This window comes from Streptomyces sp. TRD_SC_5 (assembly GCF_056836825.1).
Map to the genome: position 1 here is coordinate 3,396,331 of NZ_JBWZZS010000001.1, position 25,958 is coordinate 3,422,288.

The following is a 25,958-nucleotide window of genomic DNA, read 5'->3' on the forward strand; positions in this document are numbered from 1 at the left end:
GGTCAGGCCGCCAGCGAGGTAACGGCAGCGGCGCGGAACGAAATCCCGTGACGCTTCTGCCCGTTGAACTCGTTTTCCCACGGCCGGGCCACCAGGCCGGTGAGCGCCACCGGGGTGCCCATGGTCAGCTCACCAGAGATGTCGTCCTCGGTCACGGTCACCGTGATGACTTCGGCATTGCCATTGGCGACGAACAGCACGTCAACGGTCATGAGAGAACCGCCGGTCTCGATGTCGACGGCCACAACGCCGTTCTTCTTGTCGCGCATCTTCGTCTGGGGCGGCTGGGCAACCATCACGGTCACACCGGTCATGTCGACGGGGATCACACGCACAGAGATCACTCCTCTAGAAGTGCTGGACTCCGCCACTCATGTACATGAGTGACATAAAGAAGAGTGCACGACTCCTATACATGAGTCAACCCGCCGAGACGAAGAAGTCACGGCGGGCTGTGGGGAGTTGAGCGGGCGTCAGTCGGTCGCCGGGATCCGGTAGGTGAAAACGAACTGGTCAGCGGCCATGAGCGTGTCGCAGACCTCCACCACGCGGCCCTCTTCGGTTACTGCGTTCCGGATGAGGTGCACGACCGGGGCGCCAGGGTTCAGAGCCAGCTCCGAAGCCTCCGCCTTGGTGGCAAGACGCGCTTCCAAGGTCTCGACGAACTCAGAGAACTCATGCCCGTGATCCTCCAAGCGGGCGTAGATGCCACCGGGGCCAGGGTTCTCGGCGAACAGCTCGGGGATGTCCTTCGCCACGTCCCACGGCACGTAAGAGGTAGCCGTCTCGACGGGAGTCCCGTTGCGGAAGTAGAGGCGCCGACGCGCGAGCACCTGAGTGCCGGCCTCGATGCCAAGCCGGTCAGCGATCTCGGCAGGCGCATCCAGAGCGCCGCTGTACAAGAGATTCACCTTGGCCGTAGCGCCTGACTGCTCCGACTCCGCCAGGTACGCGGCCTTGCCGCCTCGCCTGAGTGACCTGCGGAACCGGTCTGACGACCGCTGCCGTACGGGCGGCCGGTCCTTCACCATCGAGCCCTTGCCGTGGCGGGTATCGACGAGCCCACTGGCCCGGACTTCCACCATGGCCTTGCGGATCGTTCCGCCTGAGACGCCGTAGCGCTCAACCAGCTCGGACTCACTCGGCACCATCTCCCCAGGCTTGAGGAGACCCGCCCTGATCTGCTGCACAATCTCGTCGGCGATCTGCACGTACCGAGGTACGGCCCTGCCACCTCCCACCGCAGTTCCCATAGTCCTTCTCTTCCTCCTATGCTCCTGTACATGAGTAACGGGTCCCAGCAAAGCACGTCAACGCCGATGCACTCCGTGTCTGTCGCCGGAGCAGTGCTGCGCGAGGACGGCCGGCTACTGGCGATCCGCCGCGCGGACAACGGGACATGGGAACTGCCGGGCGGAGTCCTGGAGCTCACCGAGGCCCCCGAAGAGGGCGTCAAGCGCGAGGTCTTGGAGGAGACGGGCATCCACGTCGAGGTGGACGAACTGTCCGGCGTCTACAAGAACACGACGCGCGGCATCGTCGCCTTGGTCTTCCGGTGCAAGCCTTCGGGTGGCATCGAGCGCACCTCGGACGAGTCGACCGCGGTTGCCTGGCTCACGCCGGAAGAAGTGACCGAGCGGATGTCCGAGGTCTACGCGGTCCGGCTACTGGACGCCCTGGACGAGGAAGGCCCGCACGTCCGAAGCCATGACGGCAAGCGCCTGAGCCCAGCGCGGTAGAACTTTCCCTACTTAATCAAGACCCGCGCACGGCGCGGGCGCGCGCCGCCTCTGCGGCGCGGCCTGCCTCCTGTCTCCGCCCCGGCTGGCCGCGCCCGGCGGCGCGCTACGTGCAGCGGGCAGAAGGCGGGAAACCCCTCTGTGGCTGGGGCGGTCGGCTCCACGGCTTTAGCCACCTCCCCGGTTCGGGTCCCGCGTCGAGCAAGACCAGGGGGCCACTCGTTCAAATTCCGGGCAGGTGCAAAGCCTGCCCGAGTTGCCGGCCAGCGTACGGCCCCCTGATCATGCTCGACCCCAAACCGGGCAGGCCACCGGCCAAACCCGCTCCGCCGACCTGAGATTCCGCCAATCGAGCCCCGTGGAGCCAAGTCCTCAGATATAAGTGACTCATCGTGCCCACAAGCCACACACGGAGCAACGGAGCGCCCATGACTGATGTCACTCAAGAGGAGGCCATTAACGCCCTCAGGAAAGTCGTCGCCATTGACGCATGGACGGAAAACCACCTAATTTTGGAAACTCCGATCCAAGTCGATTCACAAAACCAGGTAACGCGATTTGACATCGCAGATCTAAAGGCAGCAGTTGGGAACCTCAACCAGGCATCGAGGGACAATTGCGCCCAGATCAAATGGCCTAACCGTTGCGAACTCTTGATTGTGCGGAATAGCTCAATTGGACCCGCAGGGATTCTCCCCCGCGACCTGGAAGAGATTACCTCTTCCGAAGATACCGGCCTAAAGTATTCTATCGGCAATCCTTCTCTTGAGTTCTCTCTGAATCTCCTCCTAAGCGATAGCGACGCATCACCACGGAGGGGCGCCTATTACATCCAGTCGGTTCGCCGAAGGCTGCGCAACAGAGCAAACTACGGATACTACGACCCCAGTCCATCCGCTGAGGCACTCTCGCTTTCTCGTGCAGTAACCGAGGCGATGCCCTTTATGACTCTGCGGATTGAGTCAACGCAAAAACGACCAGATTTCAAGGACGTCGCTGAGGCGTTCCTCTTTCAGCTTGCCTTCAACTACGACCTCTCGTTCCGCGTTGCACCGAACGCAGATCATCTGACCGGGGCAGGTCGGGTGCGTAGGCGCGGACGAGCCCTAGACGCCGCAATGGACGCACCGAGAATGACTTACAACTCAGACTTGGTGCATCATTACCAGCTGGCAGTTTCCGCCGAAAGTCCCATGCTTCAGTATCTTTCCTACTATCACATTGCCGAGCATTTTTTCGAGAAAGTTTTCAACGACGAATTCGTTGAGCAAGTGCGAAGGAAGATCGCAGACCCAGCCTTTTCGCTGAAGCGATCAAAGGACATTCAGGGTGTAATTAAACTAGTTACCTCCACTCAGCGGAAAGTCCGCGATGAAGGCGGCGTCGACGAGCAACGCGCACTCGGGCTAGTATTGGAAAAATTGGTCGAGACTGATCGGCTACTCGATGATATGAGGGCGCACGATTCGAGCTTGATCGACTACTACAAGGAGAACTCGCCCTCATTCTCCGAAAATGCCCCCGTGGACCTCGAAGCGAGCCGAGAAACGGAGATGAAGGCCACGCTAGCGAAGCGCATTTACCAGACACGAAATTCTCTAGTCCACGCCAAGGATGGCGCCCGCCCGAAATACTTCCCTTTCGTCGATGATGACGAACTCTCCAAAGAGATTCCCCTTCTACGCTTCTGCGCCGAACAAATAATTATTGCTCACGGAAAAGTAATGTGAGACATCAGTCGTGACGAGCCGGTCCTGGATCAGGGAGCGCAACACGACCTACGACGCAACGGCCTGCCCCGAGGCAGCCACCGGATGAAGTCCGGCTGCTTCGTGGTCTCCAGGCGTGAAGACGCCGGGCAGCGAACCTGCGGGTCGATGTGTGTGTGGCGATCGGCATGTCTGGTTGAGCTGGGCAGACGGCCCGAGGCACTACTGGATACCTGCTGAAGCCGCAGCTGTTCCGCTGACATCCAACACTGACATCAACGACTACGAACGGCGGCAACAGTCAGCAACCACATATGACACCGGTGCGCGAGCCGGATCCCGACCAGGTGAAGCGGAGATCGAACTCCTAAAGCGGGTGTCGCATCCGAGCAGGAGCCCAGGGGCACGCTGCTGCCAGTCTCCCAACAGCTACCGTGGCCGCGTGGATGAAGAACCGGTGGTCATCAAGCTCACGCGCGATCAAGCGCTCGTCCTGTCTGACTGGCTCTACGAGGCCATGTTCAAGTCCGACGACCTGAGCGCCATCGTGAAGGACCGCTCGGTCTGGTCCGCGATCTACGCCGTCTCCGGAACGCTCGACAAGACGCTTAACGAGATTTTCATGCCCGACTACAGCGAACGCCTAGCCGCGGCGAAGCAGCGCCTTCGCGAGGCCGTGGGCGGCGAGGAAGAGGAAGCGCCGGCCCAGGCCGTGGCGGAGGACTAAACACGGTCCACGAGGTCGCACGACAGCGCACCAGATTGGCACCAGAACAGCCGGTCAACAGCGGTCACTACGAGCTAGACCGGTTCTGTTCAGTGGGCGCCCGTGGGCACGGTTGCCGCAGGTCAGCGCCTCGGTTAGCCCCGAGCGGTCAGTGATTCCCAAGCTCAGAGCGCGAGTTCGATTCTCGTCACCCGCTCCAAAGAGAAGCCCCAGGCCATTGGCCCGGGGCTTTGTTGTTGTCTAGACCATTTTCAAAGGCGCGTGCCATTCGCGTGCCATAAGTGGCGCACTAACGGCCCGAATTGAGGCTTGGGGCGCCACCTGAAGCCCGCCACCCTCCCTTCATCTCGTATCGCGAGACGCATTTGATGTGGCCTGCGCCACAGCGGGGCTGAGTGGCCGCTGTATGCCGACGCAAACAGCGGCAGGGGAAGGCCCCCATTAGGATGCGGATATGAGTCAGCAGGCGTGGCGTGCGACCCGGCCCTGTGGGGTGCGGGCGTACGTGCTGCTTGTCCTGGCTGTGCTGGCGGGTGTGGTGGCCATGCACGGTCTGGGGCCTGCTGTTCCTCCGGCGCTGAACCACGCCGCGCCGGATTCCCGCCATGCGGTTACGGCTGCAGCCCCGTCTCACGCCTGTGACTGCGTACACGTCGACCATGAGGGCAACGACGATGCGGGCGGACACGTCGAGCATGCCGACGCCACCTGCGCGGCCGGCGGCACGAGCGGAGCGCCCGCACTGCCCGCGCTCTCTCCGGACAAGGTGGTCACCAGCCCGACAGCGGACGTGCTCGCAACTGCTCCTGCGGCGACGCTTGGTGAACGCGCCCCGCCCTCGCTGAGCGAGCTGCAACTCCTGCGCATATAGGCGGCCTCGGCATGCCCGGCACCTTCGAGCCGGTGACGCCTTCGAGAGCCATGCCCGATTAAGCGCACACACAGGAGTTGCACCACCATGACCGCACACCGTTCCCTGATCCGCCGTGCCGCCGCTGTTGCGGCTGCGGCCACCGCCGCCGTCGTACTCGCCGCCTGTGGCGGGGGAGATGACAGTCCGGCCGGCCACGACGGCCACGACAAGACCTCCTCGCCGAGCACGTCTGCCCCCGCCGAGCAGGGCAAGCAGAACGCCGCCGATGTCACCTTCGCGAAGGGGATGATCCCGCACCACCGTCAGGCGGTCGAGATGGCCGACCTGGCGGAGACCCGGGCCCAGTCCGCCGAGGTCAAGAAGCTGGCCGCGGAGATCAAGAAGGCGCAGGACCCGGAGATCAAGACTCTGTCCGGTTGGCTCACCGCCTGGGGCGAGGACGTGCCCAAGGAGGACGAGAGCGCGGAGCACGGCGGGCACTCCATGACCGGGATGATGACGCCCGAGGAGATGGACAAGCTGGAGAAGTCCTCCGGCGCGGCGTTCGACACCGCCTTCATGGAGATGATGATCAAGCACCACGAAGGCGCGATCGAGATGGCCAAGACCGAGCAGTCCGACGGCGCCCACCAGCCCGCCAAGGACATGGCCGGCGACATCATCGCCTCGCAGAGCGCCGAGATCGAGCGCATGAACAAGCTGCTCGGCAAGAGCTGACCGTACGAGCGACAACCCGGGGGCGGCTACCAGCCGCCCCCGCATCCCCCTCGGCGGCGTGGTGCTGCCGTCCATGATCCGTTCGTTCGACGACCAGCTTGGACTTCTGCCGTGACCACACGTTCCTTTGTGCTGCCTGCACGCCGCCCCCGGCGAGCAGCAGCTGCCCTCCTGACCTGCGGCGCGCTCCTGCTTGCGGCGGCGTGCAGCTCCACCGGCGACGACTCCACCGGTGAGGCTTCCGCGGTGCCTGACCCAGGGACCGGACACCTGCACGGGCTGGGCGTCGACCCGGCCGACGGCGCCGTCTACGCCGCCGGTCACCTGGGCGTCTTCCGCCTGACCGGGACCAAGGCGATACGGGTCGCCGACCGCTACCAGGACACCATGGGCTTCACCGTCACCGGCCCTGGCACGTTCCTGGCCAGCGGCCACCCCTCACCCACCGACCGCACAGCCACCTCCCCGCACCTGGGCCTGATCCGCAGCACCGACGCCGCCAAAACCTGGACGACCGTGTCGGCAGAAGGCGAGGCCGACTTCCACTCCCTCCAGCAAGCAGGCCATGTGCTGTACGGCTTCGACAGCCAGACCTCGCAGATCTGGGCCAGCAACGACCAAGGCCGCACCTGGGACTGCCGAGCGCAACTGCCCATCGGCGATCTCGCCGCCCACGCGAAAAAGCCCAAAGAGGTGTGGGCCACCACGACGGACGGTTTGGTGACCAGCGGCGACAGCGGCCGCACCTTCCGACCCGTGCCGGGAGCACCTGACCTGGCCGCGATTGAACGCCCGGCTCCCGACGCGCTGGTCGCGCTTGGAGCGGACGGGAAGGTGTTGAGCAGCCGTGACGGCCGCACCTGGGCGGCCAGCGGCGCGCTTCCGCGAGGAACGAAGCCCACCGTGCTGACCGCCGTGAGCCCCATGCATCTGCTGGCCGCCGACGTCGACGACCGGGTCTACGAGTCCAAAGACGGGGGCCGCAACTGGAAGGTGCTGCAACGCCCCAATCACGAGTCCGGTGATAACCACTAGCGGCGGCACCACCAGCCGTGATCATCTCCTGGGCTGTGCCGGGCGGTCGCGTCGGGCTCAGACTGGAAAAGGCGGGAGGGAGAACGTCATGGATCACATGGACCACACCGCTCATAACGCCAGCACATCAGACTCGCAGCATGCGGAACACGATCACGCCGACCCTGGTCACGGCCGCACATGGGGTCTGGTGGCGCTTCCTGGGGTACCGCGGCGAAGGCGACGGCTCACTGCCTGACCGGTTGCGCGATCGGCGAGATCCTGGGCATGGCCATCGGCACCGCCCTGCTCTGGGGCAACGTCCCCACCATGGCGCTGGCGATCGCTCTGGCCTTCCTGTTCGGCTACTCCTTCACCATGTACGCGGTACGCAGGGTGGGCCTACGGCTCAGGGCCGCCATCCGCGTCGCGCTGGCGGCCGACACCGTGTCCATCGCCGTGATGGAATTCGTGGACAACCTGATCATCGCCCTCACTCCCGGCGCCCTGGACGCCCACCTGTCCGACGGGCTGTTCTGGGGCGCGCTCCTGGGCGGCTTCGCCGTCGCCTTCGTCATCACCACGCCGCTGAACAAGTGGATGATCGGCCGCGGCAAGGGCCACGCCGTCGTCCACGCCTATCACTGACCAGTACGACTGCGCCGACGGAGCCTGGCCGCATCCGGGCCGTTCCCCCGGATGCGGGCCCTTGGTGTTTGCGCCAATCACCGGCGTGTTACCCGTCTCAACGACGCCGAGGCCCGGTGGCGGGCCGCCCGGACCCGCAGGCTCTGGCGACGTGGAGGCGACGACGATGACCACGATGGTCAAAGACATGCTGGACACCTACCCGGCGGACCTCGGCGGCGTGGACCGCGACGCCCTGGCGCGCTGTATCGAGGCATGCATCGCCTGCGCACAGGCGTGTACCGCTTGCTCGGACGCCTGCCTGTCCGAGGAGATGATCGCCGACCTGGCCAAGTGCATCCGTACTGACGCAGACTGCGCCGACATCTGCAACGCCACCGCCTCGGTTCTGTCCCGCCACACTGGCTATGACGCCAACATCACCCGCGCGATGCTCACCGCGTGCGCAACCGTCTGCAAGGCGTGCGCCGAGGAATGCGAACGCCACGCTGATATGCACGACCACTGCCGCGTCTGCGCCGAAGCCTGCCGCCGCTGCGAGGCAGCCTGCAACGACCTCCTTGCCTCCCTGGGCTGACAAGCCCAGTTCCGCAGCTACCAGTGCGCACACCGCTTGCTGCGCCCAAGTGAAGGCCCTTTCCAATGTGCCGCATGTCGCTCGGGAAGGGCCTTCGCTGTTGCGCTCCATTCCGATCACAGCACGGCATCGTGAGCGAGTAGCCCCCTCTTTGTGTACAGGACCGCCTTTGTGTACAGGGCTGCCCTGATCGTCGACTGCCTGCATGGCCTGGGCAGGACCCCCAGCGTTCGGCGGACGGTGGGGGCGCCTCGGGAAACGCGGGGTCGGTGGTCCGATGAGTACAGCGGTGGCCACGCCGGTACGGCTGAGTGTCCGGCGTGGTGACGACGCCGTGCTGGAGGACTTGGAGTGGCCATCGGTGCCGCTCGGGCTGCTGCGGCAGGCCCGGCCGTGGAGGACGTTCAGCTGGCACAAGAGGCAGCACTACTCGCGCACCTACTCACGGGGTCCTGGCCTGGCGGGCCGTCACCACCGGTACGGCGTCACGAGCGCACGAAGCAGGCCCCCTCGCGAGATTTCCATCATTAAGGCGGAATACCCCAGGGGGGTATACGGTTGTGATCAACGTCCTGAACGGACAACGCCAGAAGGCGCATCACACCATTGGAGATGTCATGAAGAACCACTCCGGCCACGACCAGACCAACCACGGCGGCCACGGCGCAGCCCAGCCCGGTGGGCTGTCGGTCTCCGAGAACGGGTACACCTTCGAGCTCGACTCGACGATCCTCACCGTCGGCGTGCAGCCGGTCAGCTTCCGGGTGATCGGCCCCGACGGACAGGCAGTGACCGAGTTCGTGACCGAGCACGACAAAGAACTGCACTTCATCGCCGTCCGGCGCGACACGGCCGGGTTCCAGCACGTGCACCCGGTGATGAACGAGAAGGGCACCTGGAGCGTCGAACTGGCCCTGGAACCGGGGGACTGGAGGTTCTTCGCCGACGTCCACCCGGCCGGCCACAGCGGGACCATGACGCTGGGGATCGACGTCGCGGTCGCCGGGCCGTACGACCCGCAGCCGCTCCCCGAGGCCACCGGGATCGCACAGATCGGCGAGTACACCGTCGCGCTCGACGGCGAACTCCTGCCCGGCGAGACGAGCGAACTGACCCTCACCGTCAGCCGGAACGACCGCCCCGTCACCGACCTGCAGCCCTACCTGGCCGCGTACGGGCACCTGGTGGCACTGCGGGTGGGCGACCTGGGCTACCTCCACGTCCACCCGGAGGGCGAACCCGGCGACGGCACCACCGCACCGGGACCCAGGATCGCGTTCATGGCGGCCGCGCCTTCGGCCGGCACCTACCGCCTGTACCTGGACTTCCAGCACAACGACGTCGTCCGGACGGCCGAGTTCACGGTGCGGACCACCGCGACCACCCCCCGCTCGGACGCGGCATCCCAGGCCGCACCCGAGCACAGCAACCACCACCACGGCCACCACGCACACCACTGACCGCATGAACACCACTGATCACCTGCCGCGGCACACGGCGCGGCCCAGGGGCGCTCGACTCGTCGAGCCTCACCGTCCCCAGCACGTCGCCCCATCGGAAGGAGCGTCATGCCCCGCCTGACCCGACTCACACCCGACACGGCGGTCGGCGCCTCGCGCGACCTCCTCGCCGACCTGGTCTCCCGCCATGGCCAGATCGGTGACATGGTCTCCACGATGGCGCACTCACCGGCTGTACTGGTCGGCTACCTTCAGCTCAGCCGGGCCATGGGACGAGCCAAACTCGACCGCAGGACCAGCGAACGGATCTCGATCGCCATCCAGGCCCTGCAGGGATGCAGGCTGTGCCTCGACGCGCATGTCAGTGCCGCCCGCGCCATGGGAGTGGACGAGGAAGAGATCGAGCGAGCCCACGCGGGAACCTCGGCCGATCCCGCGATCGCGGCGATCATCACCCTCGCCCTCCAGGTCTATCGCGAGCCGACGTCGATCACCGACGAACAGGTCAGCGCGCTGCGTGAGCACGGCTACAGCGACCGCGTGATAGCCGATGTCGTCGGCGTCGTCGCACTCAACATCCTCACCGGCGCCTTCAACCTGCTCGCCGGCCTCACACCGGGGAGCGACACCGGTGCGTAGAGACACCCCCGCCTGTACTCGCGGGACACGGCCTCCACCCCGGGGCCGTGCCCCGCCGCATGGACACGGAAGGAACCCGCCATGCGTCTGTTCGCCATCCGCGACTACCGCCACCTGTTCAGCGCCCAGGTCATCGCCCTGTTCGGTACCGGGCTGACCACAGTGGCCCTCGGGCTGCTCGCCTACGACCTCGCAGGACCGCGCGCCGGCATGGTCCTCGGCACCGCCCTGACCATCAAGATGGTCATGTACGTGCTCATAGCCCCTCTGGCTGCCGCGTACGTCGACCGGCTCCCCAGGAGAACTCTCCTGGTCCTCCTCGACGTGGTCCGCGGTGCGGTGGTCCTGGCACTGCCGCTGGTCACCGAGGTCTGGCACATCTACGTCCTGATCGGCCTGCTCCAGGCCGGCTCCGCGGCGTTCACCCCGACGTTCCAGGCCGTCATCCCCGACATCGTCACCGACGAGTCCGACTACACGCGTGCCCTGTCCGCCTCCCAGGTCGCCTCCACGATGGAGAGTCTGCTCAGCCCCGTGCTGGCAGCCGTCGCCCTGACGTTCATGAGCTTCAACTGGCTGTTCCTGGGCACCTCCGCCGGATTCCTCATCTCCGCCCTGCTCGTCTTGTCGACGCGCATCCCCGAGGCCCGCCCCAGTACCCACGCCAAGGCATGGGACAAGGCCGCAGCGGGGATCAGGACCTTCCTCAGGACGCCGCGGCTGCGCGGCATAATGGCGCTCAACCTCGTGGTTGCGGCGGCAGGGTCGATCGTCGTCGTCAACACCGTCAACTACGTCCGTGACGAGCTCGGCGGCTCGCAGTCGGACGTCGCCTGGATGCTCGCCGCCTCCGGCACCGGAACCCTCCTGGCCGCCCTCGTGCTGCCCCGCGTTCTCGACCGGATCGCCGCCCGCACCGTCATGATGACCGGCGCCGGAGTCCTCGTCGGCGGCACGACCGCCGCGGTGACGCTCATCGCGGCCGGCCTGACCACATGGACCGGTACGGCGATCATCTGGACCGTGATCGGCATCGGCATGGCACTGATCATCACGCCGACCGGCAAGGTCCTGCGCGCCTCCGTCGGACGGAACGCGATCCCCGAGGCATTCGCGGCCCAGTTCTCTCTGTCGCACCTGGCCTGGCTGATCACCTATCCCGTCGCGGGATGGCTCGGCACGAACGTCGGCTTCACCCTTGCCTGGTCCGTCCTCGTGGTCCTTGCCGGAGTAGGAGCGATCGGTGCGCTCCTCCTGTGGCCGCGCCACGACGGACGAGGAGCCATGACCAGCCCCGTGACACCCGCCCGGCACGCGCCCCTCACGGACCGGTCCACCCTTTCCAAGGCCGCGTGATGCGCCGCGTACAGCGCTCTGACTGTCTGCGTCGTGCACAGCACGCACTGTTGGCGAGACACACCGCAATACTCAGTGCGGCGGGCGCAGTCCGGCCAGGGTGACGGCGACAAGTCTGCGGACTGCGGCTTCGGATGGCAGGTTGCCGGCTGCGCTCAGGGCGTGGAGGCAGTAGCTCGCGAGCTCGTCGGGCGCGACATCGTCTCGGAGGTAGCCGCTGTTCGCCGCCTCGGCCAGCAGGTCCCGGAACAGGTCGATGAGCTGCTGCTGCGCGTGGGCGACATGCTCGCCTCGGTGCAGGAGCGCCCCGAGTTCCTCGGTGCCGTGCCGCTTGCGGTGGTAGCAGATGAGGGCGTAGTGCTCGAGTACCGCTTCGAGCCGCTCGCCGGCGTCGCCGGGTTGGTCCCGAAGTCCAGCGAGTTGTTCAAGGTGGCCGGCGACGTGACGTTCGTGGTGGGCGGCCAGGATCGCTTCGACGTCCGGAAAGTACTTGTACAGCGTCGCGCGACCGATGCCGGCCTTCTCGGCGATCTGGGTCATCGTCACCGACATCAGCCCGTGCTCGCTCACCAGCGCCCAGGTGGCTTCCAGGATCGCCTCGCGCACCGCGTGGCGGTGCGCCTCGATCGTCTCATTCCACAGCTTCGGCACCAGAGCAGTATACGTGGCGATGCTGCCGTGACACCACGATTTCAAATAGACACAGTGTCTCGTAAACTGGCCGTCGGAGACCCGCCGACCGTGCGCACTGGAGGAACCCCATGGCTGACTCACCCCACACCACCGACGACGGCACCGGCGTGGGACGTGGATCGCCTCCCAGTACGCCACGTTGGGTGAAGGTGTCGGCCATCATCGTCGGCGTACTGATCCTGCTGGTCGTGATCGCGAAGCTCACCGGCCTCGGCGGCGATCACGGCCCTGGCCGGCACATGGGCGCCGGCGTCACACCGCAGACCGGCATTACAGAAATCCAGGCAGTGTCCGGCGGCAACCCGGGCGCGTACGCACTGGAGGGCGGCAACCGATGATCATGCCCCCGCGCCTCCGCAAGGTCGTGCTGACCGCTCACGTCGCCACCTCGGTGGGTTGGCTCGGCGCGGTCTTCGCCTACCTCGCCCTCGATGTCACCGCTGTGACCAGCCAGGACGTGTCGACGGTGCGTGGCGCGTACGCCGCGATGGAGGTGACGGTGCTGTACGCCATCGTCCCGCTGGCCGTCGCATCAGTGCTCATCGGGATCATCAACGCCTTGGGCACCCCATGGGGCTTGGTTCGGCACTACTGGGTCCTGGTAAAGCTCCTGCTCACGGTCTTCGCCGCCACGGTCCTGCTGATTCAGGCGCAGACCGTGAGCCACCTGGCAGAGACAGCGGCGTCCAGTGCCGATCCCCGCGTGCTGCCCGGCACGCTGCTCCACTCCGTCGGCGGTCTGGTGATCCTGCTCCTCATCCTGATCCTCTCCGTGTTCAAGCCGCGAGGCGTAACCCGGTACGGGTGGCGCAAGCAGGACGAGCAACGGCGCAACGACCGCGCCCGGCGTACGGCGCCCGTGGGCTGAATGCGGCGGCTGTTGTCGACGAAGGTCCACACACGGGTCGCCGCTCACGCAGCGGCCTACTATGGCCTGCGTACTCTGCGGCGGAAGAAAGAGGGGCCATGCGTCGGCTCGGCCATCTCGAAGCGGAGATCATGGACCGTCTCTGGACCTGGAACCGTCCCGCGACAGTGCGCGAGGTCGTGGACGACATCAACAAGGACCGGCCCGTCGCGTACAGCACGGTGATGACCGTCACCAACATCCTCCACGGCAAGGGCTGGCTGCTTCGCGACAAGCAGGGTCGCGCCTGGCACTACACCCCGGTTCGCAGCCGTGAGGAGTACTCGGCCGCCCTCATGGAAGACGGCCTGGGAACCAGCAAGGACCGCCCCGCCGCCCTGATCCACTTCGTCGAGAACATGTCCGAGGACGAGGTAGCCGCATTGCGCAAAGCCCTGGAGACCACGGGACAGCAGGCCAAGCAGTGAACGCGGCCCCCGCCTTGATCGGATACATGACCGCCGTGGGGGTTGTCGCCCCACGGCTGATGCTGCGAAGCAGCTGGCCGCACCGGGCACCCGCGCTGGCGGCGGTCGTATGGCAGGCGCTGGCTCTCTCGTTCGCCATCTCGGCGGCACTCACCGCGTACCACCTCGCCGCCCCGACCGAGCACCTTCACAGCGGTTTCGTCGGTCTGCTGCACGCGTGCGGACTGCACGCGGACGTCGGAAGGCCCGATCCTGGTACGGCTCAGCAGCTGGCAGTTGCCCTGCCAGGGGCTGTCATGCTTGCCCTGATCGGCAGCTTCGCCCTGCATGTACTGCGAGCACGCAACGCACGCGCCCGGCATCGTCACGCCTTGGACCTGGTGGGCCGGCACTCGGACCACCTGCACGCCACGGTTCTGGCGTACGACGCTCCCGCCGCGTACTGCCTCCCTGGGCGGCGATCGAGGATCGTCGTCAGTGACGCTGCGGTGGAACTGCTGTCACCCGAGCAACTCGACGCCGTACTGGAACATGAGCGCGCCCATGTCGCCGGCCGCCACCACCTGGTGCTGGCGGCGGCGGAGGCGTTCGCGTCGGTGTTCCGGTGGGTGCCGCTGGCACGTCACGTCAAGGAGCAGACAGCACTGCTGCTGGAGATGATCGCGGACGACCGCGCCCTGCGCACGCACTCGCATGCTGTCTTCGCCACGGCGATGTACGAGATGGCAGCGGCCACCGCTCCACGGGGCGCGTTCGCGGTCGGCGGCCACACCGCGCTCGTTCGCATGCGGCGCGTTCTCGGACCGCGCCGCGCACCCCACCCCGCCCTGCGGGGATCGGCTGCGGCTGCGGCCGTCATCGCACCGATGCTTCCCCTGCTCCTCGCCTGTCCGCCAACCCTGGGGTGACGGCTCGCATGAGGCGGAATGCGGCGCGTTGCCCCAGCTTCGTCAGCTGATGCGTACGCCCCACATGAACGGCATTCCGCTGCGCGCGATGGACTCGTAGCGGACCTGGGCACCGGGCTTGGGGGCATGGAGGATCTGGCCGTTGCCGGCGTAGAAGCCGACGTGGCTCAGGTCGCTGCGCATGATGATGAGGTCGCCGGGCTTGAGAGCGCTCATGGAGCTGATCCGGGTGCCGGCGTTGGCCTGCGCCTGGGAGGTGCGAGGTATGGAGACGCCGGCTTGCTGGAAGGCCCAGGAGGTCAAGCCGGAGCAGTCGAAGGAGTTCGGCCCGGTTGCTCCCCATACATAGGGCATGCCGACCTTGCCCTTGGCCGCGCTGAAGGCGGAAGCAGCACGCTGGGAAGCACTGCCTTCGTTTCCGAGCTCGACCCGCTCACTGGCGCGGTTGGCTCGCTCTTCCTCGGCGGCGATCTTCGCCCGCTCCTCGGCCGTCAGCGTGTTCAGCAGCTTTTGCGCCTCCGCCAGCTTGCCGTTGATCTGCTTCTTCCTGCTCCCCAGTTCCTTGCGCGTGTCCTCAAGGTCCCTGAGTTTTTCCGTAGCCTGACTGCGCTTCTGCTGCAGGGCACGCTGCTGCGACAGGAAGAGTTGGAGCGCGTCGGCCTGCCGCGCGCTCAACCGGTCGATGTCCGATGCCTTCTGCAGGTAGGCGTCCGGGTCTGACGAGAGGAACAACTGCACCGACGGATCGAGGCCGCCCGTACGATATTGCCCAGCAGCTATCGAGCCCAGGCGGCCACGCAGTTCGTTGAGCTCGCCCTGCTTGCGAGCAGCCGTCTCCTGCAGATCGGCCACCTGCTTCTGCAGACCGTCGGCCTTCTCCTTCGCCCCGTTGTACTTCTCCGTGGCCTGCGTCGCCTCTTCGTACAGACGGTCGACCTGCGCTTTGACGCCCTTTTTGTTGGGGTCGGGCAAGGGGTCGGCCGAAGCCGACTGCGTCGACATGGCGACGGCGGCCGCCGCTGTCACCGTGAGGACGGTCGCATAGCTCTGATTCGGCTGCTTAGGACGGCGGTGGGACGCCACTGAGGCGAGCTCCTTCTTCCTTGACCCGCCTGTCGAGAGAGCGATGCTGCCCCTCCCCGGACCCGCTCAGGCACAGCGGGTGTGGCGGCACCCTCGCCGCCGCCCCGGGCAGGCGACCGTTCATGCGAAGACTCGCGCATACTAATCTGTTAAGCAGATTAGTTCCAGTGAGGTGTTTGGCAGCGCCGGATCCATGAATGCCGGTCCAACACTGCCAAGCCGGGGCACGGTTACCGCACGGCCAATTCGTCGGCGTCGCGTGGTGGTGGGACGAGGCGGACGGTTGCCCTTTCGCCGGTGTTCTCCGACGTCTCCGCCTGCTGGCGGCGTACGTCGGTGTCGATGTCGGCGGCGAGTTTGCGCTGGTGCTCCTTGGTGGAGTGCTGGTAGATCGGCGCCTTCGCGGCTACCGTGGTTCGAGGAGGTGCTACATAGTGAAGTCACTTCGCGATATGGCGGAGGGGGGCTCCTCCGTCAGCACATCGCTGGATCGGCTCTTCGAGCTTGCCGAGGTTCTCGGCGCGATGATGGAGCGCGGTGTCACCGAGCGCGGCCTGACGACGGCACGCGCCGGCCTGCTCTGGGCATTGCTGCACGGTGGGCCGATGACGCAGCGGGCACTGGCCGAGCGCCTGGGCGTCACGCCGCGCAATGTCACCGGCCTGCTGGATGCGCTCCAGTCCGACGGCCTGGTCGCTCGCCACGCTCACCCCACGGACCGGCGCGCAATCCTGGTTTCCCTCACGGACAAGGGCCGTTCGCTGACGACGGCGCTGCGCGGCGGGCACGACGAACTGGCCGCCGAACTGTTCGGAGACATGCCACCGGCTCAGCTCGACGTCTTCAGGACGGGGCTGGAGCGAGTGACCGAACGGCTTCGGGCCATCAATGCGGCCGGACGGGAACCGCGAGCGGGCGCCTGACCCTAGTGGCCACGCGGGGCGTACATGATCACGGCCATGCCGGCGAGGGAGATCAAAGCACCGATGACGTCGAAGCGGTCGGGACGGTAGCCGTCAGCGACCATGCCCCACGCGATCGACCCGGCCACGAAAATCCCGCCATACGCGGCAAGGATGCGGCCGAAGTGAGCGTCCGGCTGGAGCGTGGCGAAGAAGCCGTACAGGCCGAGCGCGATCACCCCCGCTCCGATCCAGACCCAGCCTCGGTGCTCTCGCACCCCTTGCCACACCAGCCAGGCACCGCCGATCTCGAAGAAGGCCGCGACGGCGAACAAGGCGATGGAGCGGGCAACGAGCATGGACAGCGGGGCTTTCTGCCTCGAGGGGTCGGAGGGCGGCGGTAAGGACGATCAGTGGGCTCAGTCAGCGTGCCAGGGCGCGCCGGAGCGAGTACGGACCGGGGTGGCGGTGAGCTGCAGGGCGTAGACCAAGCGGTCGGGGTCGGGCACGGGACCGAGGTAGGTGTGTCCGGTCATGTGACACCAGGCCGACAGGTCCAGCGGGGCGGCAGGATCACGTGCGATCACGTGGACCAGCGTCCCCTCGGGCGCCTCGGCGATCTCCCGCCGGAGGAGCAGGAGAAGCTGTACGCACAGCAGATCGCCGCCGTCGACCACCAAATCAGGCGTCACTCGGCGCCGTCTGCGTGGAGAGCAGGGATCACGCGGCGGCCCCGCTGTCCACGGGCAGCTCGGCCAGCCGCCACTCCAGCATCCCGTCGGTCAGCCGAACCGCCTTGCGGCCGCGAGCGTTCAGTAGGCGTACGGCGTCGTAGGCGAGGACGCAGTAGGCGCCGCGACAGTACGCGACCACTTCCGCGTTGTCCGGCAACTCCGAGACTCGGTCAGCGAGTTCGTCGACCGGGATGGAGATCGCGCCGGGGATGTGTCCGGCGGCGTACTCCTCGGCCGGGCGGACGTCGAGGACGACGACCTCGCCCGCCTGGGCGCGGGCCAGCAGATCCTCGCGGTCGACCTCCTCGGCGTCGTCCGTGCCGAGGTAGGCGGTGCGGGCCGGTTCGACGTCGGCCTGGTGCGTTTGAGCGACCTGGCGCAGTAGGGCATACAGGGCTGCAACATCGTCGCCGGCCAGCCGGTAGTGGATGCGTACGCCGTCGCGGCGAGTGGCCACGAGCCCGGCCTGCTTGAGGGTCTGCAGATGAGCGGAGGCGGTGGTCATGTTCAGCCCGGCCGCCTTGGCGAGCGCGTCGACGGGGCGCTCGCCCTGCGCCAGGAGATCGAGCAGTTCCAGGCGCTTTCCGCTGCTCAGTGCTTTCCCGGTGCGTGCGAAGGCGTCGTACAGCGCGGCTTTGCGCGCGGGGTCTCCCATGACATCCTCCATTATTCCATGGAATAGTGTAGCTAAGGCTGGGTGCTAAAGCGACCCGCACCTTCCGTGACACCTGGAGGACCTGATGGGCTTCGCCGACGATCACTTGACACCGCTGGTCGATGAGGGTCTGGGCAACAGCGCCTACCTCGTCGACCTCGGCGACGGGCGGGCCCTGGCCGTGGACGCCAGCCGCGATCTCCGCGCCCTGCGCCAGGCAGCCGATCGGCGCGGTCTGACGGTGGCCTTCGCCGCCGACACCCACCTGCACGCCGACTTCCTCTCCGGTGCGGTGCAGTTGGCCGCCGACGACGGCGCGGCCGTACTCGCCTCCGCCGCCGGAAACCGCGCCTTCCCTCACACCTCACTCGACGACGGCGACGAGACCGACCTCGGCGGGCTGACCCTGCGGGCAGTGGCCACCCCCGGCCACACCGACGAGCACCTGTCCTTCCTGCTCCTGGACGGCACCCGCGAACTGGGTGTGTTCACCGGCGGATCCCTGATCGTCGGCTCGGCGGCCCGTACGGACCTGCTCGGGGCCGATCGTACGGAGAAGCTGGCCCGCGCCCAGTACCGCTCACTGCGGCGCCTGACCCAGCTGCCGGACGCGACGGCTGTATGGCCGACGCACGGCGCCGGGTCCTTCTGCTCCGCCCCGCCAGGGGCCGAGCGCACCACCACCATCGCCGCGCAGAAGCGGGCCAACCCGCTGCTCGCGGCGCCGGACGAGGACACCTTCGTACGGGAGTTGCTCGGCAGCCTCGGCTCCTACCCCGCGTACTTCGACCGGCTGAGCGAGGTCAACCGGCGCGGTCCCGCCATCCTCGGCTCCGACCCCAGGCTCCCCGCACTCTCCGTGGACCAGGTGCGCAACCTGCTCGGCGAGGGCGCTCAACTCGTCGACGTACGGCCCATCGCGGAGTTCGCCGCCGGTCACATCCCGGACGCCGTGTCCATCCCGCTGCGCCACCAGTTCGCCACCTGGCTGGGCTGGCTGCTGCCCGACGACACCCCACTCGTCTTCGTCACCAACCCCGGCCAGGACCTCGCCGAACTCACGTGGCAGGCGCTGAAGATCGGATACGAGCGACTGGCCGGACACCTCGACGGCGGCATGGCCGCCTGGACCGCAGGCGGCGGAGAACCAGAGCGCATCGAACTGCTCACCGCCGACCGGATCGCCGAACGCCCGGTCCTCGACATCCGCCAGCGGGCTGAGCACATCGCCGGACACATCCCCGGAGCGGTCCACATCGAACTCGGCAACCTCGCCGGCCAAGCCGGCGAACCACCGGAGCATGCCGTCGTCGCCTGCGGCCACGGTGAGCGCGCCATGACCGCCGCCAGCCTGCTGCAACGCGCCGGCCACAAGGATCTCGCCGTCCTCGACGGCGGACCCGGCGACTGGTCCAAGGCCACCGGCCGCCCCCTGGAGGAGACCGCGTGACCACCCACGCCACCTCCGAGACCAGCTCCGGCATACGTCTCGGACTAAGAGCGAACCTGGCCCAATTCAGCCTGCTGGTCGTGGTCAACGCCCTGGTCGGCGGCATGCTCGGCCAGGAACGCACCGTACTGCCGCTGCTGGCCGAGGACGTCTTCCACCTGTCCACCGCAACGCTGGGACTGACGTACATCCTGGCCTTTGGCGCGACGAAGGCTGTCACCAACTTCTTCGCCGGCACCTGGTCCGACCGCTACGGCCGCAAGCCCGTCCTCATCGCGGGCTGGCTGATCGCCCTGCCCGTACCCGCCATGCTCGCCTGGGGCCCCTCCTGGGGCTGGATCATCGCCGCCAACATCCTGCTCGGCATCAACCAGGGCCTTACCTGGTCCACCACCGTCATAATGAAGATCGACCTGGTCGGCCCCGAACGCCGCGGCCTGGCCATGGGCTTCAACGAGGCGGCCGGGTATGTCGCTGTCGCCGCGACGGCGATGGCCACCGGTGCGATAGCCGAGCACGCAGGACTGCGCCCCGCGCCGTTCCTGCTGGGTGCCGCCTACGTCGTCCTGGCCCTGGGCCTGACGACATTCGCCGTACGCGAGACCCGCGACCACGCCCGCTTCGAAGCCGCCCGCCACGTCGCCCCGGCAGGCAACGAGCACAACGGAGAACTGACCACCGGCCAGATCGCCCGCCTCACCAGCCTCCGCGACAAAGCCCTGTCCGCCGCCAGCCAGGCAGGCCTGGTCAACAACCTCAACGACGCCCTGGCCTGGGGCATTTTCCCGCTTCTCTTCGCCGCCCACAGCCTGTCCATCGCCCAGATTGGTATCCTCGCCGCCCTCTATCCCGCAGTCTGGGGCGCGGGGCAGATGCTCACCGGCTGGTGGTCCGACCGCATCGGACGCAAGCATCTGATCACTGCCGGAATGCTGCTGCAGGCCGCCGCCATCGCGCTCGTCGCCGCCGGCACCACCTTCGGCGTCTGGGCCACCGCCCAAGTGCTCCTTGGCATCGGCACTGCCCTCGTCTACCCGACCCTGCTCGCCGTCATCGGCGACGTCGCCCACCCAGCCTGGCGCGCCCGCGCCGTCGGCGTCTACCGCCTGTGGCGCGACGGCGGCTTCGCCGTCGGCGCCCTCCTCGCCGGAGTACTCGCCGACGCCTACGGCCTCACCACCGCCATCTGGGCCATCGCCGCACTCACCGCCGCCTCCGGACTGGTAGTGGCGGTGAGGATGTACGAGACCCACCCCCGCACCTGATCACGAGCAACGGGCCCGGGTCAGCTACCAAGATCATCGACGTCACGGATCATCGACGCCTCAGCCATTGCGATACGGCCACGGCGTGAACTTGTTTGCCCTAGCGTGGACAGCCGCGTCGCAGTTCCAGAAGCTTGGGGGATCGATGGAGCCGAGAAGCGCTGCCGCAGCCGGGAAGGACTTCCCGTACACGCTGCGAACCACGTGCTACGTCGAGGTCCACACGGATGGCTCTGTCACGCAGGGGGCAGGGCCTGACACCTACCAGCGCGCTAAGACAGGCGTATCCAGGCTGTACGCGGTCTGGCCGGGCGAATGGTCAAGCGATCTCTTCGCCATCGACGACCTCGACGAGTACGCACGTGCTCTGGGGATCCTTCACGACGAGGAGCGCACGGGGCTCGCCGAACACGTCCACGATGTCCGCTGGGAGACAACGGACCGTGGTGAGAACCCCCGAAGCCAATACGTCAGTATCGACGTACGCCTGGACTGTGGATGCTCCATCCGCGAACGGCGTACCTTCGCCGCCCAGATACGGGAACAGCGCGGCTGGATCATCGCGACGACTGGCGGCTGGGGCAGCCACAGCGGCCCGGATGGGACAACCTACTCGCTTCGCGCCAGACGCGCGAGCCTCAAGAACTGACCGCGATCATTCTCCGACAACGCCAAAGCGAATATCAGCGACCCGGCCCCACGGGCGCAGGCATCACTCGCATTCGTGCTGCCTTTCATAGGTCAGCGACGAGGTGATCCCTACGGCGGCCCTCAGATCGCCGGAGCCTTGCACCGGCTTGACCGCCCGCCACGCACACATGGGGTAAAGGCCGTGCCAACAGGCCCATGGCCAGGCAGACTCAGTGCCCGCGGCAGGAAGTGGGTTGGGCATGGATGAGGCATCAACGGCGGTCCGACTGGGGCTGCGCTATCGCCGCACAAGCTTGACGGACAAGACCAAACTCAAGGACTCAACGTCACGCAGGAAGACGTTCTCCGCCGCCTTGCAGCAGTTCGAGGAACAGATGGACGCGGCGAAGGCCGTCTCCCCGGCCACTCGTCCCATCAACCTCTATTACGGCCTGGCCCAGGCCGGACTCGCTATGACTGCGGCCCACACACCAGGTACCTGGACCTTCAACAAGCATGGCCTGAAGATCCTCGACATGGAGGCACCCTTGCCGGACATCACCGTCCGGCCTGAGGGGAGGGGCGCCTTTCAGGCTGTGGCCGACGCCACCGGCTCCGCAGGGACCACTGGGGCGGTCAGCTTGGGAGCCTTGTGGACGTCGATACCGGACCTCATGGAGGTGGCCCTCGACGGAACGGCGTGCGCGCCGACCCTCGACTTCATCCCTGACAGTTACCCCTCCACCGGCGGCCCGAACGGAGAGGCGGCAACCTCTGCACCGCCCTTCGAGTACCTGCATGCCTCGGTATGCGTGAACGAGGAGCTGCCCGCAACGCCGAGCCGGCAGGAGTGGTCAGCGAGGTTCTTGTCGCGCTACCCCGGCCTGCAAGGTGCCCAGTGCTGGGCTGACGCAGAAGAGTCATTCCGGGAGATCCGCCCCGGACGCTTCGTGGTCGAACTCTGGTGGTCATGTCCAAAGGACAACATGAGCGCAACAGAGATCGACGACTTCTTCGACGCCCTCGCGCCTGAGCACCGTTACCTCGGCCATCGCTTTCTGCGTCCGGCACTCGAGCCACACGCTGCCCCTCCCACCCCTCTGATGTCGTGGTGGCTGCTGCTCTACAGTTTCTCGATGCTGGCCCGGTACCAGCCGCGGAAATGGACCGAAGCACTGGACATCGACAAGTCCTGCAACGCGGCAGCACTGGAGTACGCACTGGGCACCGCCCTCACGGCCATCCCTCACCTGGTACTCGAGGGCCTGGACCGAAAACCCATGCTGCTACGCAAGCCAGTCGCGCTGTAGCGCGATCTTTTTGGCGATCAAGGGCTGGTTGATTCCCAAGCGCAGAGCGCGAGTTCGATTCTCGTCACCCGCTCCACTAGAAAGCCCCAGGCCGTCGGCCTGGGGCTTCTTTGTTCATTCTCCGGCCGTGCCATTCGCGGGCCACGGGGCGGCGGATCGCGAATGTTGCGCAGCGCCTCATATGCAGGGGGCCTCGAAGGGCAGGCAGTTGGTCAGCTCGCCGCGAGCAGTCGGGCAACGTCAATCGTGCGGTGCGCGAAGCCGTACTCGTTGTCGTACCAGCCGACGACCTTGACCAGGGAGCCCCCCCGGCCGTCGTCGCTGACCATGGTCAGGGATGCGTCGAAGGTGCACGAAGCGGGTGTGCTCACGATGTCGGAGGAGACCAGTGGCTCCTCGCTGTAGACGAGGACGCCTTGCAGGGTGCTCCGGGCGGCGCGGGCGAATGCGGTGTTGACCTCCTCCACAGTCACCGAACGGTCCAGTTCGACGGTCAGGTCGACGATCGAGCCGTCAATGACGGGTACGCGCATGGCGAGGCCGTCGATCCGGTCGGCCAGCTCCGGCAGCACCACGCCGATGGCGCGGGCAGCGCCAGTGGTCGTGGGGATGATGTTGCTCGCTGCGGCACGGGCACGGCGGAAGTCGTTGTGGGGGGCATCATGCAGGCGCTGGTCACTGGTGTAGGCGTGCGCAGTGTTCATCATGCCGCGGCGGACGCCGAACGCCTCGTGAAGCACCTTGGCCATAGGGGCGGCGCAGTTCGTCGTGCACGAGGCGTTCGACACAATCCTCTGCGAGCCGTCGTACGCACCTTCGTTGACCCCGAAGACCACAGTGAGGTCCTCGTTCCTGGCCGGTGCCGAGATCAGGACGCGTTCGGCGCCGGCCTCCAGATGCGCCGCAGCGGCCTTTCCGTCCGTGAAGACGCCGGTGGACTCAACGACGACGTCGACGCCGATGCGCGCCCACGGGAGGTCGGCGGGGTCCTTCTCCCGCAGCACCGGAATGGTGCGCTCCCCCACCGTGATGGTGTCTCCGTCCACCGCGACGTGCTGGTCGAGACGACCGTGTACGGAGTCGTACCGCAGGAGGTGGGCCAGAAGAGCCGGGTCGGTGAGGTCGTTTACGGCGACGAGTTCGATGTCGTGGTGCGGGAGGGCAGCGCGCGTGACGGCGCGGCCGATCCGGCCGAACCCGTTGATGGCGATACGCAGGGACATGGGTGCAATTCTCCTTGTGAATGGGGTCAAGACGGGTCAGGACTGGGTGTTGTGCGCCTTCGCGGTCCGACCGGAGTTCAGGGCCAGCAGCGCGCCGGCGAAGAAGGCCACAGATGCGATGACGGCCGCTGCGTGCAGTCCCGTGACGAGGTTCGTGGACGTCACGATGAGCGTGCTGAACAGCGCCACACCGACGGAGTTGCCGACCTGCCGGGCCACGTTGAAGACGGCCGACGCCACACCTGACCTGTTGTCCGGGGCGGCCTGCACGATGGCCGCGGTGGCGGCCGGAACCGTGGTGGGAGTGGCCAGGCCGGTGGCGATCAGGGCGAACAGCAGCATCCAGTACGGGGTGTCCGGGCCGGCGAACAGCCAGCCGAGGAAGCCGACAGCGCCCAGCAGCAGCGCACAGGTCATCGGCAGCCGGGGGCCGTAGCGGGCCGTGAGACGGCCGGACAGCGGGGCGGCAACGACCGCCATGCAGACGGTGGGCAGTAGCGCGATACCCGTGCCGAGCGCGTCGTAGCCGCGTTCGTTCTGGAAGTACAGCGTCGACAGGTAGAGCATCCCGTAATAACCGAGGTTGAGCAGCACGCCGATGGCGGCGGCCGAGGAGAAGGCGGGCGAGCGGAAAAGCGAGGGCGGCAGCAGCGGAGCGGTTCCCTGGCCGTCGCGGGCCTCGAGGCGCCGCTCGTGCAGGACGAACAGGACGAGGGCTACGACACCCGCGCCGAGCGCACCGAGTACGAGCGGGGATGTCCAGCCCTGGGTGCCGGCCTCGTTGAGCGTGCCCGCCAGCGCGGTCAGGCCGACGATGCCCAGGACCTGTCCGGTAAGGTCGAGTCCGCCCCCGCCGGTCCGGGCCACCGGCGCCGGCACGTGCTTCCTTGTCAGCCACACGGCAAGAAGCGCGACAGGTACATTCAGCCAGAACGCGGCCCGCCAGTCCAGGCCGGCCACCAGCAGCCCGCCGACCAGCGGGCCGGCGGCGAAGGCGACACCCGCGACACCGCCCCAGATGCCCAGGGCCTTGGCCCGGGCTGCCCTGGACGGGTACGCGGCAGCGAGCAGCGCCAGCGAAGTCGGCACCATCAGCGCCCCGCCGGCCCCCTGCAGCAGCCGGGCCACGATCAGGAGCATGGGGGTCGTGGCGGCTCCACAGCCGATGGAGGCCACCGTGAACACGCCGAGACCGGTCAGGAACACCTTGCGGTGCCCGAGCCGGTCGCCCAGGCTGCCGCCGAGCAGCAGCAGACCGGCGAAGGCCGTGCTGTAGCCGTCGACGACCCAGGCCATGGCGGACGCGCCGGCCGAGATGGAGTCCCTGATCGTGGGGACGGCGACGGTGACGACGGTGATGTCGAGCATCACCAGGAAATAGCCCAGGCTCAGCGCGATGAGAGGAGGCCAGGACAGCCGCCCCCCGTCGGTGGCGGGGGCTCTTTGAGCGAAGGTCGGTCCGGTCGTAGTGCTCATGATGGCGATTCTCCGACCGGAACACTTAGCCATCCGACTAAGTGTTGATGTAGGTTCGGTCCTGTGGAACAGTCGAACCGAGAGCCCGATATCGCCCGTGCCGCGCGGCTGCTCGCCAGCGCCTCCCGAGCCCGTATGCTCAAGGCGCTTTCGGACGGGCGGCCGCTGTCCGCGAGTGTTCTCGCCACCGAGGCTGAGGTCAGCCTGGCAACCGCGAGCGTCCACCTCGGTCAGCTGGCCGAGGCCGGAATGGTCACCGTCGAACACACCGGACGGCACCGCTACTACCGCCTCACCGGCCCTGAGATCGCCACCGCCCTGGAGGCGCTGGCCGTCATCGCGCCGGCCGTGGCCACACCCGTCACGTCGTTGCGGGCGAGCAGCCGGGAGAACGCCCTGCGCCGTTCTCGTACGTGCTACGACCACGTCGCCGGCTCCCTCGGCGTGAGCCTCATGGACGCCCTCGTCAGCCATGAACTGCTCACCCGGCACGACAGGGCGGAGGCGGCCCGGCAGGAATCCACGGACCGGCCGGCCTCGTACGGCAAGGACCTGAAATACCGTCTGACGGCCGCGGGCGAGCAGCGATTCGGCGCATTCGGCATCGACGTCGACCGGCTCCCGACCACGCGCCGCCCGGCCGTCCGCTACTGCGTCGACTGGAGCGAGCAGCGACACCATCTCGCGGGAGCTCTGGGCGCCGCGCTGACCGAACGCTTCTTCAAGCTGCGTTGGCTGCGCTATGGCGTGGCACCGCGTGTCGTCCATCTCACGGACGCGGGACGGCAGGGGATGTCCGAGACGTTCGGCGTCGACATCGCCGAATGAACGTCA

Annotated in this window: 29 protein-coding genes and 1 pseudogene; 21 read left to right on the forward strand and 9 right to left on the reverse strand. The window is 67.1% G+C overall.

The window, feature by feature from the left end:
- Positions 1 to 2: 2 nt before the first annotated feature.
- Both AC1P0E_RS15735 and AC1P0E_RS15740 read right to left on the reverse strand, forming a co-directional pair.
- Positions 3 to 335 carry an SCO3933 family regulatory protein gene (locus AC1P0E_RS15735; RefSeq protein WP_482742786.1) on the reverse strand — a complete coding sequence of 111 codons (333 nt, stop codon included), beginning with the start codon at positions 333 to 335 and terminating at the stop codon, positions 3 to 5.
- Positions 336 to 473: 138 nt separating this feature from the next.
- Positions 474 to 1,253 (reverse strand): GntR family transcriptional regulator, encoded by a 780-nt coding sequence (locus tag AC1P0E_RS15740; RefSeq protein WP_482742787.1) that lies wholly within the window; start codon positions 1,251 to 1,253, stop codon positions 474 to 476.
- Between the two features lie 18 nt (positions 1,254 to 1,271).
- Here AC1P0E_RS15740 and AC1P0E_RS15745 point away from each other — a divergent pair, with 18 nt between their 5' ends.
- From AC1P0E_RS15745 to AC1P0E_RS15795, 11 genes and pseudogenes are all read left to right on the forward strand, one after another.
- The gene (locus AC1P0E_RS15745) at positions 1,272 to 1,739 is read left to right on the forward strand and encodes an NUDIX hydrolase (RefSeq protein WP_482742788.1); all 468 of its coding nucleotides are present in this window, start codon (positions 1,272 to 1,274) and stop codon (positions 1,737 to 1,739) included.
- Positions 1,740 to 2,167: 428 nt separating this feature from the next.
- Positions 2,168 to 3,469 (forward strand): hypothetical protein, encoded by a 1,302-nt coding sequence (locus tag AC1P0E_RS15750; protein ID WP_482742789.1) that lies wholly within the window; start codon positions 2,168 to 2,170, stop codon positions 3,467 to 3,469.
- A gap of 421 nt (positions 3,470 to 3,890) precedes the next feature.
- Entirely contained in the window at positions 3,891 to 4,175 is a 285-nt protein-coding gene (locus AC1P0E_RS15755) for a hypothetical protein (protein ID WP_482742790.1), read from the forward strand.
- 454 nt (positions 4,176 to 4,629) lie between these two features.
- On the forward strand, positions 4,630 to 5,046 hold the full coding sequence (locus AC1P0E_RS15760; RefSeq protein WP_482742791.1) for a DUF6153 family protein: 417 nt from the start codon (positions 4,630 to 4,632) through the stop codon (positions 5,044 to 5,046).
- An 87-nt stretch (positions 5,047 to 5,133) separates the two neighbouring features.
- The gene (locus tag AC1P0E_RS15765; protein ID WP_482742792.1) at positions 5,134 to 5,766 is read left to right on the forward strand and encodes a DUF305 domain-containing protein; all 633 of its coding nucleotides are present in this window, start codon (positions 5,134 to 5,136) and stop codon (positions 5,764 to 5,766) included.
- A 246-nt stretch (positions 5,767 to 6,012) separates the two neighbouring features.
- Complete coding sequence (locus tag AC1P0E_RS15770; protein ID WP_482742793.1) at positions 6,013 to 6,801, forward strand: F510_1955 family glycosylhydrolase; 789 nt, start codon at positions 6,013 to 6,015, stop codon at positions 6,799 to 6,801.
- Between the two features lie 88 nt (positions 6,802 to 6,889).
- A pseudogene (locus AC1P0E_RS15775) lies at positions 6,890 to 7,428 on the forward strand (DUF4396 domain-containing protein).
- A gap of 166 nt (positions 7,429 to 7,594) precedes the next feature.
- On the forward strand, positions 7,595 to 8,005 hold the full coding sequence (locus AC1P0E_RS15780) for a four-helix bundle copper-binding protein (RefSeq protein ID WP_482742794.1): 411 nt from the start codon (positions 7,595 to 7,597) through the stop codon (positions 8,003 to 8,005).
- Positions 8,006 to 8,622: 617 nt separating this feature from the next.
- Entirely contained in the window at positions 8,623 to 9,465 is an 843-nt protein-coding gene (locus tag AC1P0E_RS15785; protein ID WP_482742795.1) for a hypothetical protein, read from the forward strand.
- 108 nt (positions 9,466 to 9,573) lie between these two features.
- Positions 9,574 to 10,104 carry a carboxymuconolactone decarboxylase family protein gene (locus tag AC1P0E_RS15790; protein ID WP_482742796.1) on the forward strand — a complete coding sequence of 177 codons (531 nt, stop codon included), beginning with the start codon at positions 9,574 to 9,576 and terminating at the stop codon, positions 10,102 to 10,104.
- An 81-nt stretch (positions 10,105 to 10,185) separates the two neighbouring features.
- Positions 10,186 to 11,460: an MFS transporter gene (locus tag AC1P0E_RS15795; RefSeq protein WP_482742797.1), complete on the forward strand. Its 1,275-nt coding sequence runs from the start codon at positions 10,186 to 10,188 to the stop codon at positions 11,458 to 11,460.
- Between the two features lie 72 nt (positions 11,461 to 11,532).
- Here the strand turns inward: AC1P0E_RS15795 and AC1P0E_RS15800 are convergent, their stop codons facing one another.
- Positions 11,533 to 12,111: a TetR/AcrR family transcriptional regulator gene (locus tag AC1P0E_RS15800; RefSeq protein WP_482742798.1), complete on the reverse strand. Its 579-nt coding sequence runs from the start codon at positions 12,109 to 12,111 to the stop codon at positions 11,533 to 11,535.
- Between the two features lie 110 nt (positions 12,112 to 12,221).
- Here AC1P0E_RS15800 and AC1P0E_RS15805 point away from each other — a divergent pair, with 110 nt between their 5' ends.
- From AC1P0E_RS15805 to AC1P0E_RS15820, 4 genes are all read left to right on the forward strand, one after another.
- On the forward strand, positions 12,222 to 12,491 hold the full coding sequence (locus AC1P0E_RS15805; protein WP_482742799.1) for a hypothetical protein: 270 nt from the start codon (positions 12,222 to 12,224) through the stop codon (positions 12,489 to 12,491).
- A complete protein-coding gene (locus tag AC1P0E_RS15810) occupies positions 12,488 to 13,021 on the forward strand; it encodes a hypothetical protein (protein ID WP_482742800.1) in 534 nt (177 codons plus the stop codon). The genes AC1P0E_RS15805 and AC1P0E_RS15810 overlap by 4 nt, the downstream gene beginning before the upstream one ends.
- Before the next feature lie 98 nt (positions 13,022 to 13,119).
- The gene (locus tag AC1P0E_RS15815) at positions 13,120 to 13,488 is read left to right on the forward strand and encodes a BlaI/MecI/CopY family transcriptional regulator (RefSeq protein ID WP_482742801.1); all 369 of its coding nucleotides are present in this window, start codon (positions 13,120 to 13,122) and stop codon (positions 13,486 to 13,488) included.
- Positions 13,485 to 14,396 carry a M56 family metallopeptidase gene (locus tag AC1P0E_RS15820; protein ID WP_482742802.1) on the forward strand — a complete coding sequence of 304 codons (912 nt, stop codon included), beginning with the start codon at positions 13,485 to 13,487 and terminating at the stop codon, positions 14,394 to 14,396. The genes AC1P0E_RS15815 and AC1P0E_RS15820 overlap by 4 nt, the downstream gene beginning before the upstream one ends.
- A 42-nt stretch (positions 14,397 to 14,438) precedes the next feature.
- Here the strand turns inward: AC1P0E_RS15820 and AC1P0E_RS15825 are convergent, their stop codons facing one another.
- Positions 14,439 to 15,479, reverse strand: coding sequence for a C40 family peptidase (locus AC1P0E_RS15825; protein ID WP_482742803.1), 1,041 nt, complete (start codon positions 15,477 to 15,479; stop codon positions 14,439 to 14,441).
- A gap of 452 nt (positions 15,480 to 15,931) precedes the next feature.
- Here AC1P0E_RS15825 and AC1P0E_RS15830 point away from each other — a divergent pair, with 452 nt between their 5' ends.
- A complete protein-coding gene (locus AC1P0E_RS15830) occupies positions 15,932 to 16,402 on the forward strand; it encodes a MarR family winged helix-turn-helix transcriptional regulator (protein ID WP_482742804.1) in 471 nt (156 codons plus the stop codon).
- 2 nt (positions 16,403 to 16,404) lie between these two features.
- On the opposite strand, the gene AC1P0E_RS15835 is transcribed toward AC1P0E_RS15830, so the two are convergent.
- The 3 genes from AC1P0E_RS15835 to AC1P0E_RS15845 are packed head-to-tail and all read right to left on the reverse strand — an operon-like array spanning position 16,405 to position 17,770.
- Positions 16,405 to 16,740 (reverse strand): YnfA family protein, encoded by a 336-nt coding sequence (locus AC1P0E_RS15835; RefSeq protein ID WP_482742805.1) that lies wholly within the window; start codon positions 16,738 to 16,740, stop codon positions 16,405 to 16,407.
- 60 nt (positions 16,741 to 16,800) lie between these two features.
- Complete coding sequence (locus tag AC1P0E_RS15840; RefSeq protein WP_482742806.1) at positions 16,801 to 17,073, reverse strand: sulfurtransferase TusA family protein; 273 nt, start codon at positions 17,071 to 17,073, stop codon at positions 16,801 to 16,803.
- Between the two features lie 28 nt (positions 17,074 to 17,101).
- The gene (locus tag AC1P0E_RS15845) at positions 17,102 to 17,770 is read right to left on the reverse strand and encodes an ArsR/SmtB family transcription factor (protein ID WP_482742807.1); all 669 of its coding nucleotides are present in this window, start codon (positions 17,768 to 17,770) and stop codon (positions 17,102 to 17,104) included.
- Between the two features lie 85 nt (positions 17,771 to 17,855).
- Here AC1P0E_RS15845 and AC1P0E_RS15850 point away from each other — a divergent pair, with 85 nt between their 5' ends.
- From AC1P0E_RS15850 to AC1P0E_RS15865, 4 genes are all read left to right on the forward strand, one after another.
- Positions 17,856 to 19,220: an MBL fold metallo-hydrolase gene (locus AC1P0E_RS15850; protein ID WP_482742808.1), complete on the forward strand. Its 1,365-nt coding sequence runs from the start codon at positions 17,856 to 17,858 to the stop codon at positions 19,218 to 19,220.
- Entirely contained in the window at positions 19,217 to 20,485 is a 1,269-nt protein-coding gene (locus tag AC1P0E_RS15855) for an MFS transporter (RefSeq protein ID WP_482742809.1), read from the forward strand. The genes AC1P0E_RS15850 and AC1P0E_RS15855 overlap by 4 nt, the downstream gene beginning before the upstream one ends.
- 85 nt (positions 20,486 to 20,570) lie before the next feature.
- A complete protein-coding gene (locus AC1P0E_RS15860) occupies positions 20,571 to 21,134 on the forward strand; it encodes a hypothetical protein (protein ID WP_482742810.1) in 564 nt (187 codons plus the stop codon).
- 241 nt (positions 21,135 to 21,375) lie between these two features.
- On the forward strand, positions 21,376 to 22,425 hold the full coding sequence (locus AC1P0E_RS15865; RefSeq protein ID WP_482742811.1) for a YaaC family protein: 1,050 nt from the start codon (positions 21,376 to 21,378) through the stop codon (positions 22,423 to 22,425).
- 212 nt (positions 22,426 to 22,637) lie between these two features.
- Here AC1P0E_RS15865 and gap read toward each other — a convergent pair whose 3' ends face one another.
- Positions 22,638 to 23,648, reverse strand: coding sequence for a type I glyceraldehyde-3-phosphate dehydrogenase (gap, locus tag AC1P0E_RS15870; protein ID WP_482742812.1), 1,011 nt, complete (start codon positions 23,646 to 23,648; stop codon positions 22,638 to 22,640).
- A 36-nt stretch (positions 23,649 to 23,684) separates the two neighbouring features.
- A complete protein-coding gene (locus tag AC1P0E_RS15875) occupies positions 23,685 to 25,124 on the reverse strand; it encodes a DHA2 family efflux MFS transporter permease subunit (protein ID WP_482742813.1) in 1,440 nt (479 codons plus the stop codon).
- 63 nt (positions 25,125 to 25,187) lie between these two features.
- On the opposite strand from AC1P0E_RS15875, the gene AC1P0E_RS15880 reads away from it, so the two are divergent.
- Positions 25,188 to 25,952, forward strand: coding sequence for a helix-turn-helix domain-containing protein (locus AC1P0E_RS15880; protein ID WP_482742814.1), 765 nt, complete (start codon positions 25,188 to 25,190; stop codon positions 25,950 to 25,952).
- Positions 25,953 to 25,958 lie beyond the last annotated feature (6 nt).

What these genes read in the sequence shown, in the direction of transcription:
- AC1P0E_RS15740 (WP_482742787.1), bottom strand. Translation starts at nt 1,253, where the DNA reads ATGGGAACTGCGGTGGGAGGTGGCAGGGCCGTACCTCGGTACGTGCAG.
- AC1P0E_RS15745 (WP_482742788.1), top strand. Translation starts at nt 1,272, where the DNA reads ATGCTCCTGTACATGAGTAACGGGTCCCAGCAAAGCACGTCAACGCCG.
- AC1P0E_RS15750 (WP_482742789.1), top strand. Translation starts at nt 2,168, where the DNA reads ATGACTGATGTCACTCAAGAGGAGGCCATTAACGCCCTCAGGAAAGTC.
- AC1P0E_RS15760 (WP_482742791.1), top strand. Translation starts at nt 4,630, where the DNA reads ATGAGTCAGCAGGCGTGGCGTGCGACCCGGCCCTGTGGGGTGCGGGCG.
- AC1P0E_RS15765 (WP_482742792.1), top strand. Translation starts at nt 5,134, where the DNA reads ATGACCGCACACCGTTCCCTGATCCGCCGTGCCGCCGCTGTTGCGGCT.
- AC1P0E_RS15780 (WP_482742794.1), top strand. Translation starts at nt 7,595, where the DNA reads ATGACCACGATGGTCAAAGACATGCTGGACACCTACCCGGCGGACCTC.
- AC1P0E_RS15785 (WP_482742795.1), top strand. Translation starts at nt 8,623, where the DNA reads ATGAAGAACCACTCCGGCCACGACCAGACCAACCACGGCGGCCACGGC.
- AC1P0E_RS15790 (WP_482742796.1), top strand. Translation starts at nt 9,574, where the DNA reads ATGCCCCGCCTGACCCGACTCACACCCGACACGGCGGTCGGCGCCTCG.
- AC1P0E_RS15795 (WP_482742797.1), top strand. Translation starts at nt 10,186, where the DNA reads ATGCGTCTGTTCGCCATCCGCGACTACCGCCACCTGTTCAGCGCCCAG.
- AC1P0E_RS15805 (WP_482742799.1), top strand. Translation starts at nt 12,222, where the DNA reads ATGGCTGACTCACCCCACACCACCGACGACGGCACCGGCGTGGGACGT.
- AC1P0E_RS15810 (WP_482742800.1), top strand. Translation starts at nt 12,488, where the DNA reads ATGATCATGCCCCCGCGCCTCCGCAAGGTCGTGCTGACCGCTCACGTC.
- AC1P0E_RS15815 (WP_482742801.1), top strand. Translation starts at nt 13,120, where the DNA reads ATGCGTCGGCTCGGCCATCTCGAAGCGGAGATCATGGACCGTCTCTGG.
- AC1P0E_RS15830 (WP_482742804.1), top strand. Translation starts at nt 15,932, where the DNA reads ATGGCGGAGGGGGGCTCCTCCGTCAGCACATCGCTGGATCGGCTCTTC.
- AC1P0E_RS15835 (WP_482742805.1), bottom strand. Translation starts at nt 16,740, where the DNA reads ATGCTCGTTGCCCGCTCCATCGCCTTGTTCGCCGTCGCGGCCTTCTTC.
- AC1P0E_RS15845 (WP_482742807.1), bottom strand. Translation starts at nt 17,770, where the DNA reads ATGGGAGACCCCGCGCGCAAAGCCGCGCTGTACGACGCCTTCGCACGC.
- AC1P0E_RS15850 (WP_482742808.1), top strand. Translation starts at nt 17,856, where the DNA reads ATGGGCTTCGCCGACGATCACTTGACACCGCTGGTCGATGAGGGTCTG.
- AC1P0E_RS15865 (WP_482742811.1), top strand. Translation starts at nt 21,376, where the DNA reads ATGGATGAGGCATCAACGGCGGTCCGACTGGGGCTGCGCTATCGCCGC.
- gap (WP_482742812.1), bottom strand. Translation starts at nt 23,648, where the DNA reads ATGTCCCTGCGTATCGCCATCAACGGGTTCGGCCGGATCGGCCGCGCC.
- AC1P0E_RS15875 (WP_482742813.1), bottom strand. Translation starts at nt 25,124, where the DNA reads ATGAGCACTACGACCGGACCGACCTTCGCTCAAAGAGCCCCCGCCACC.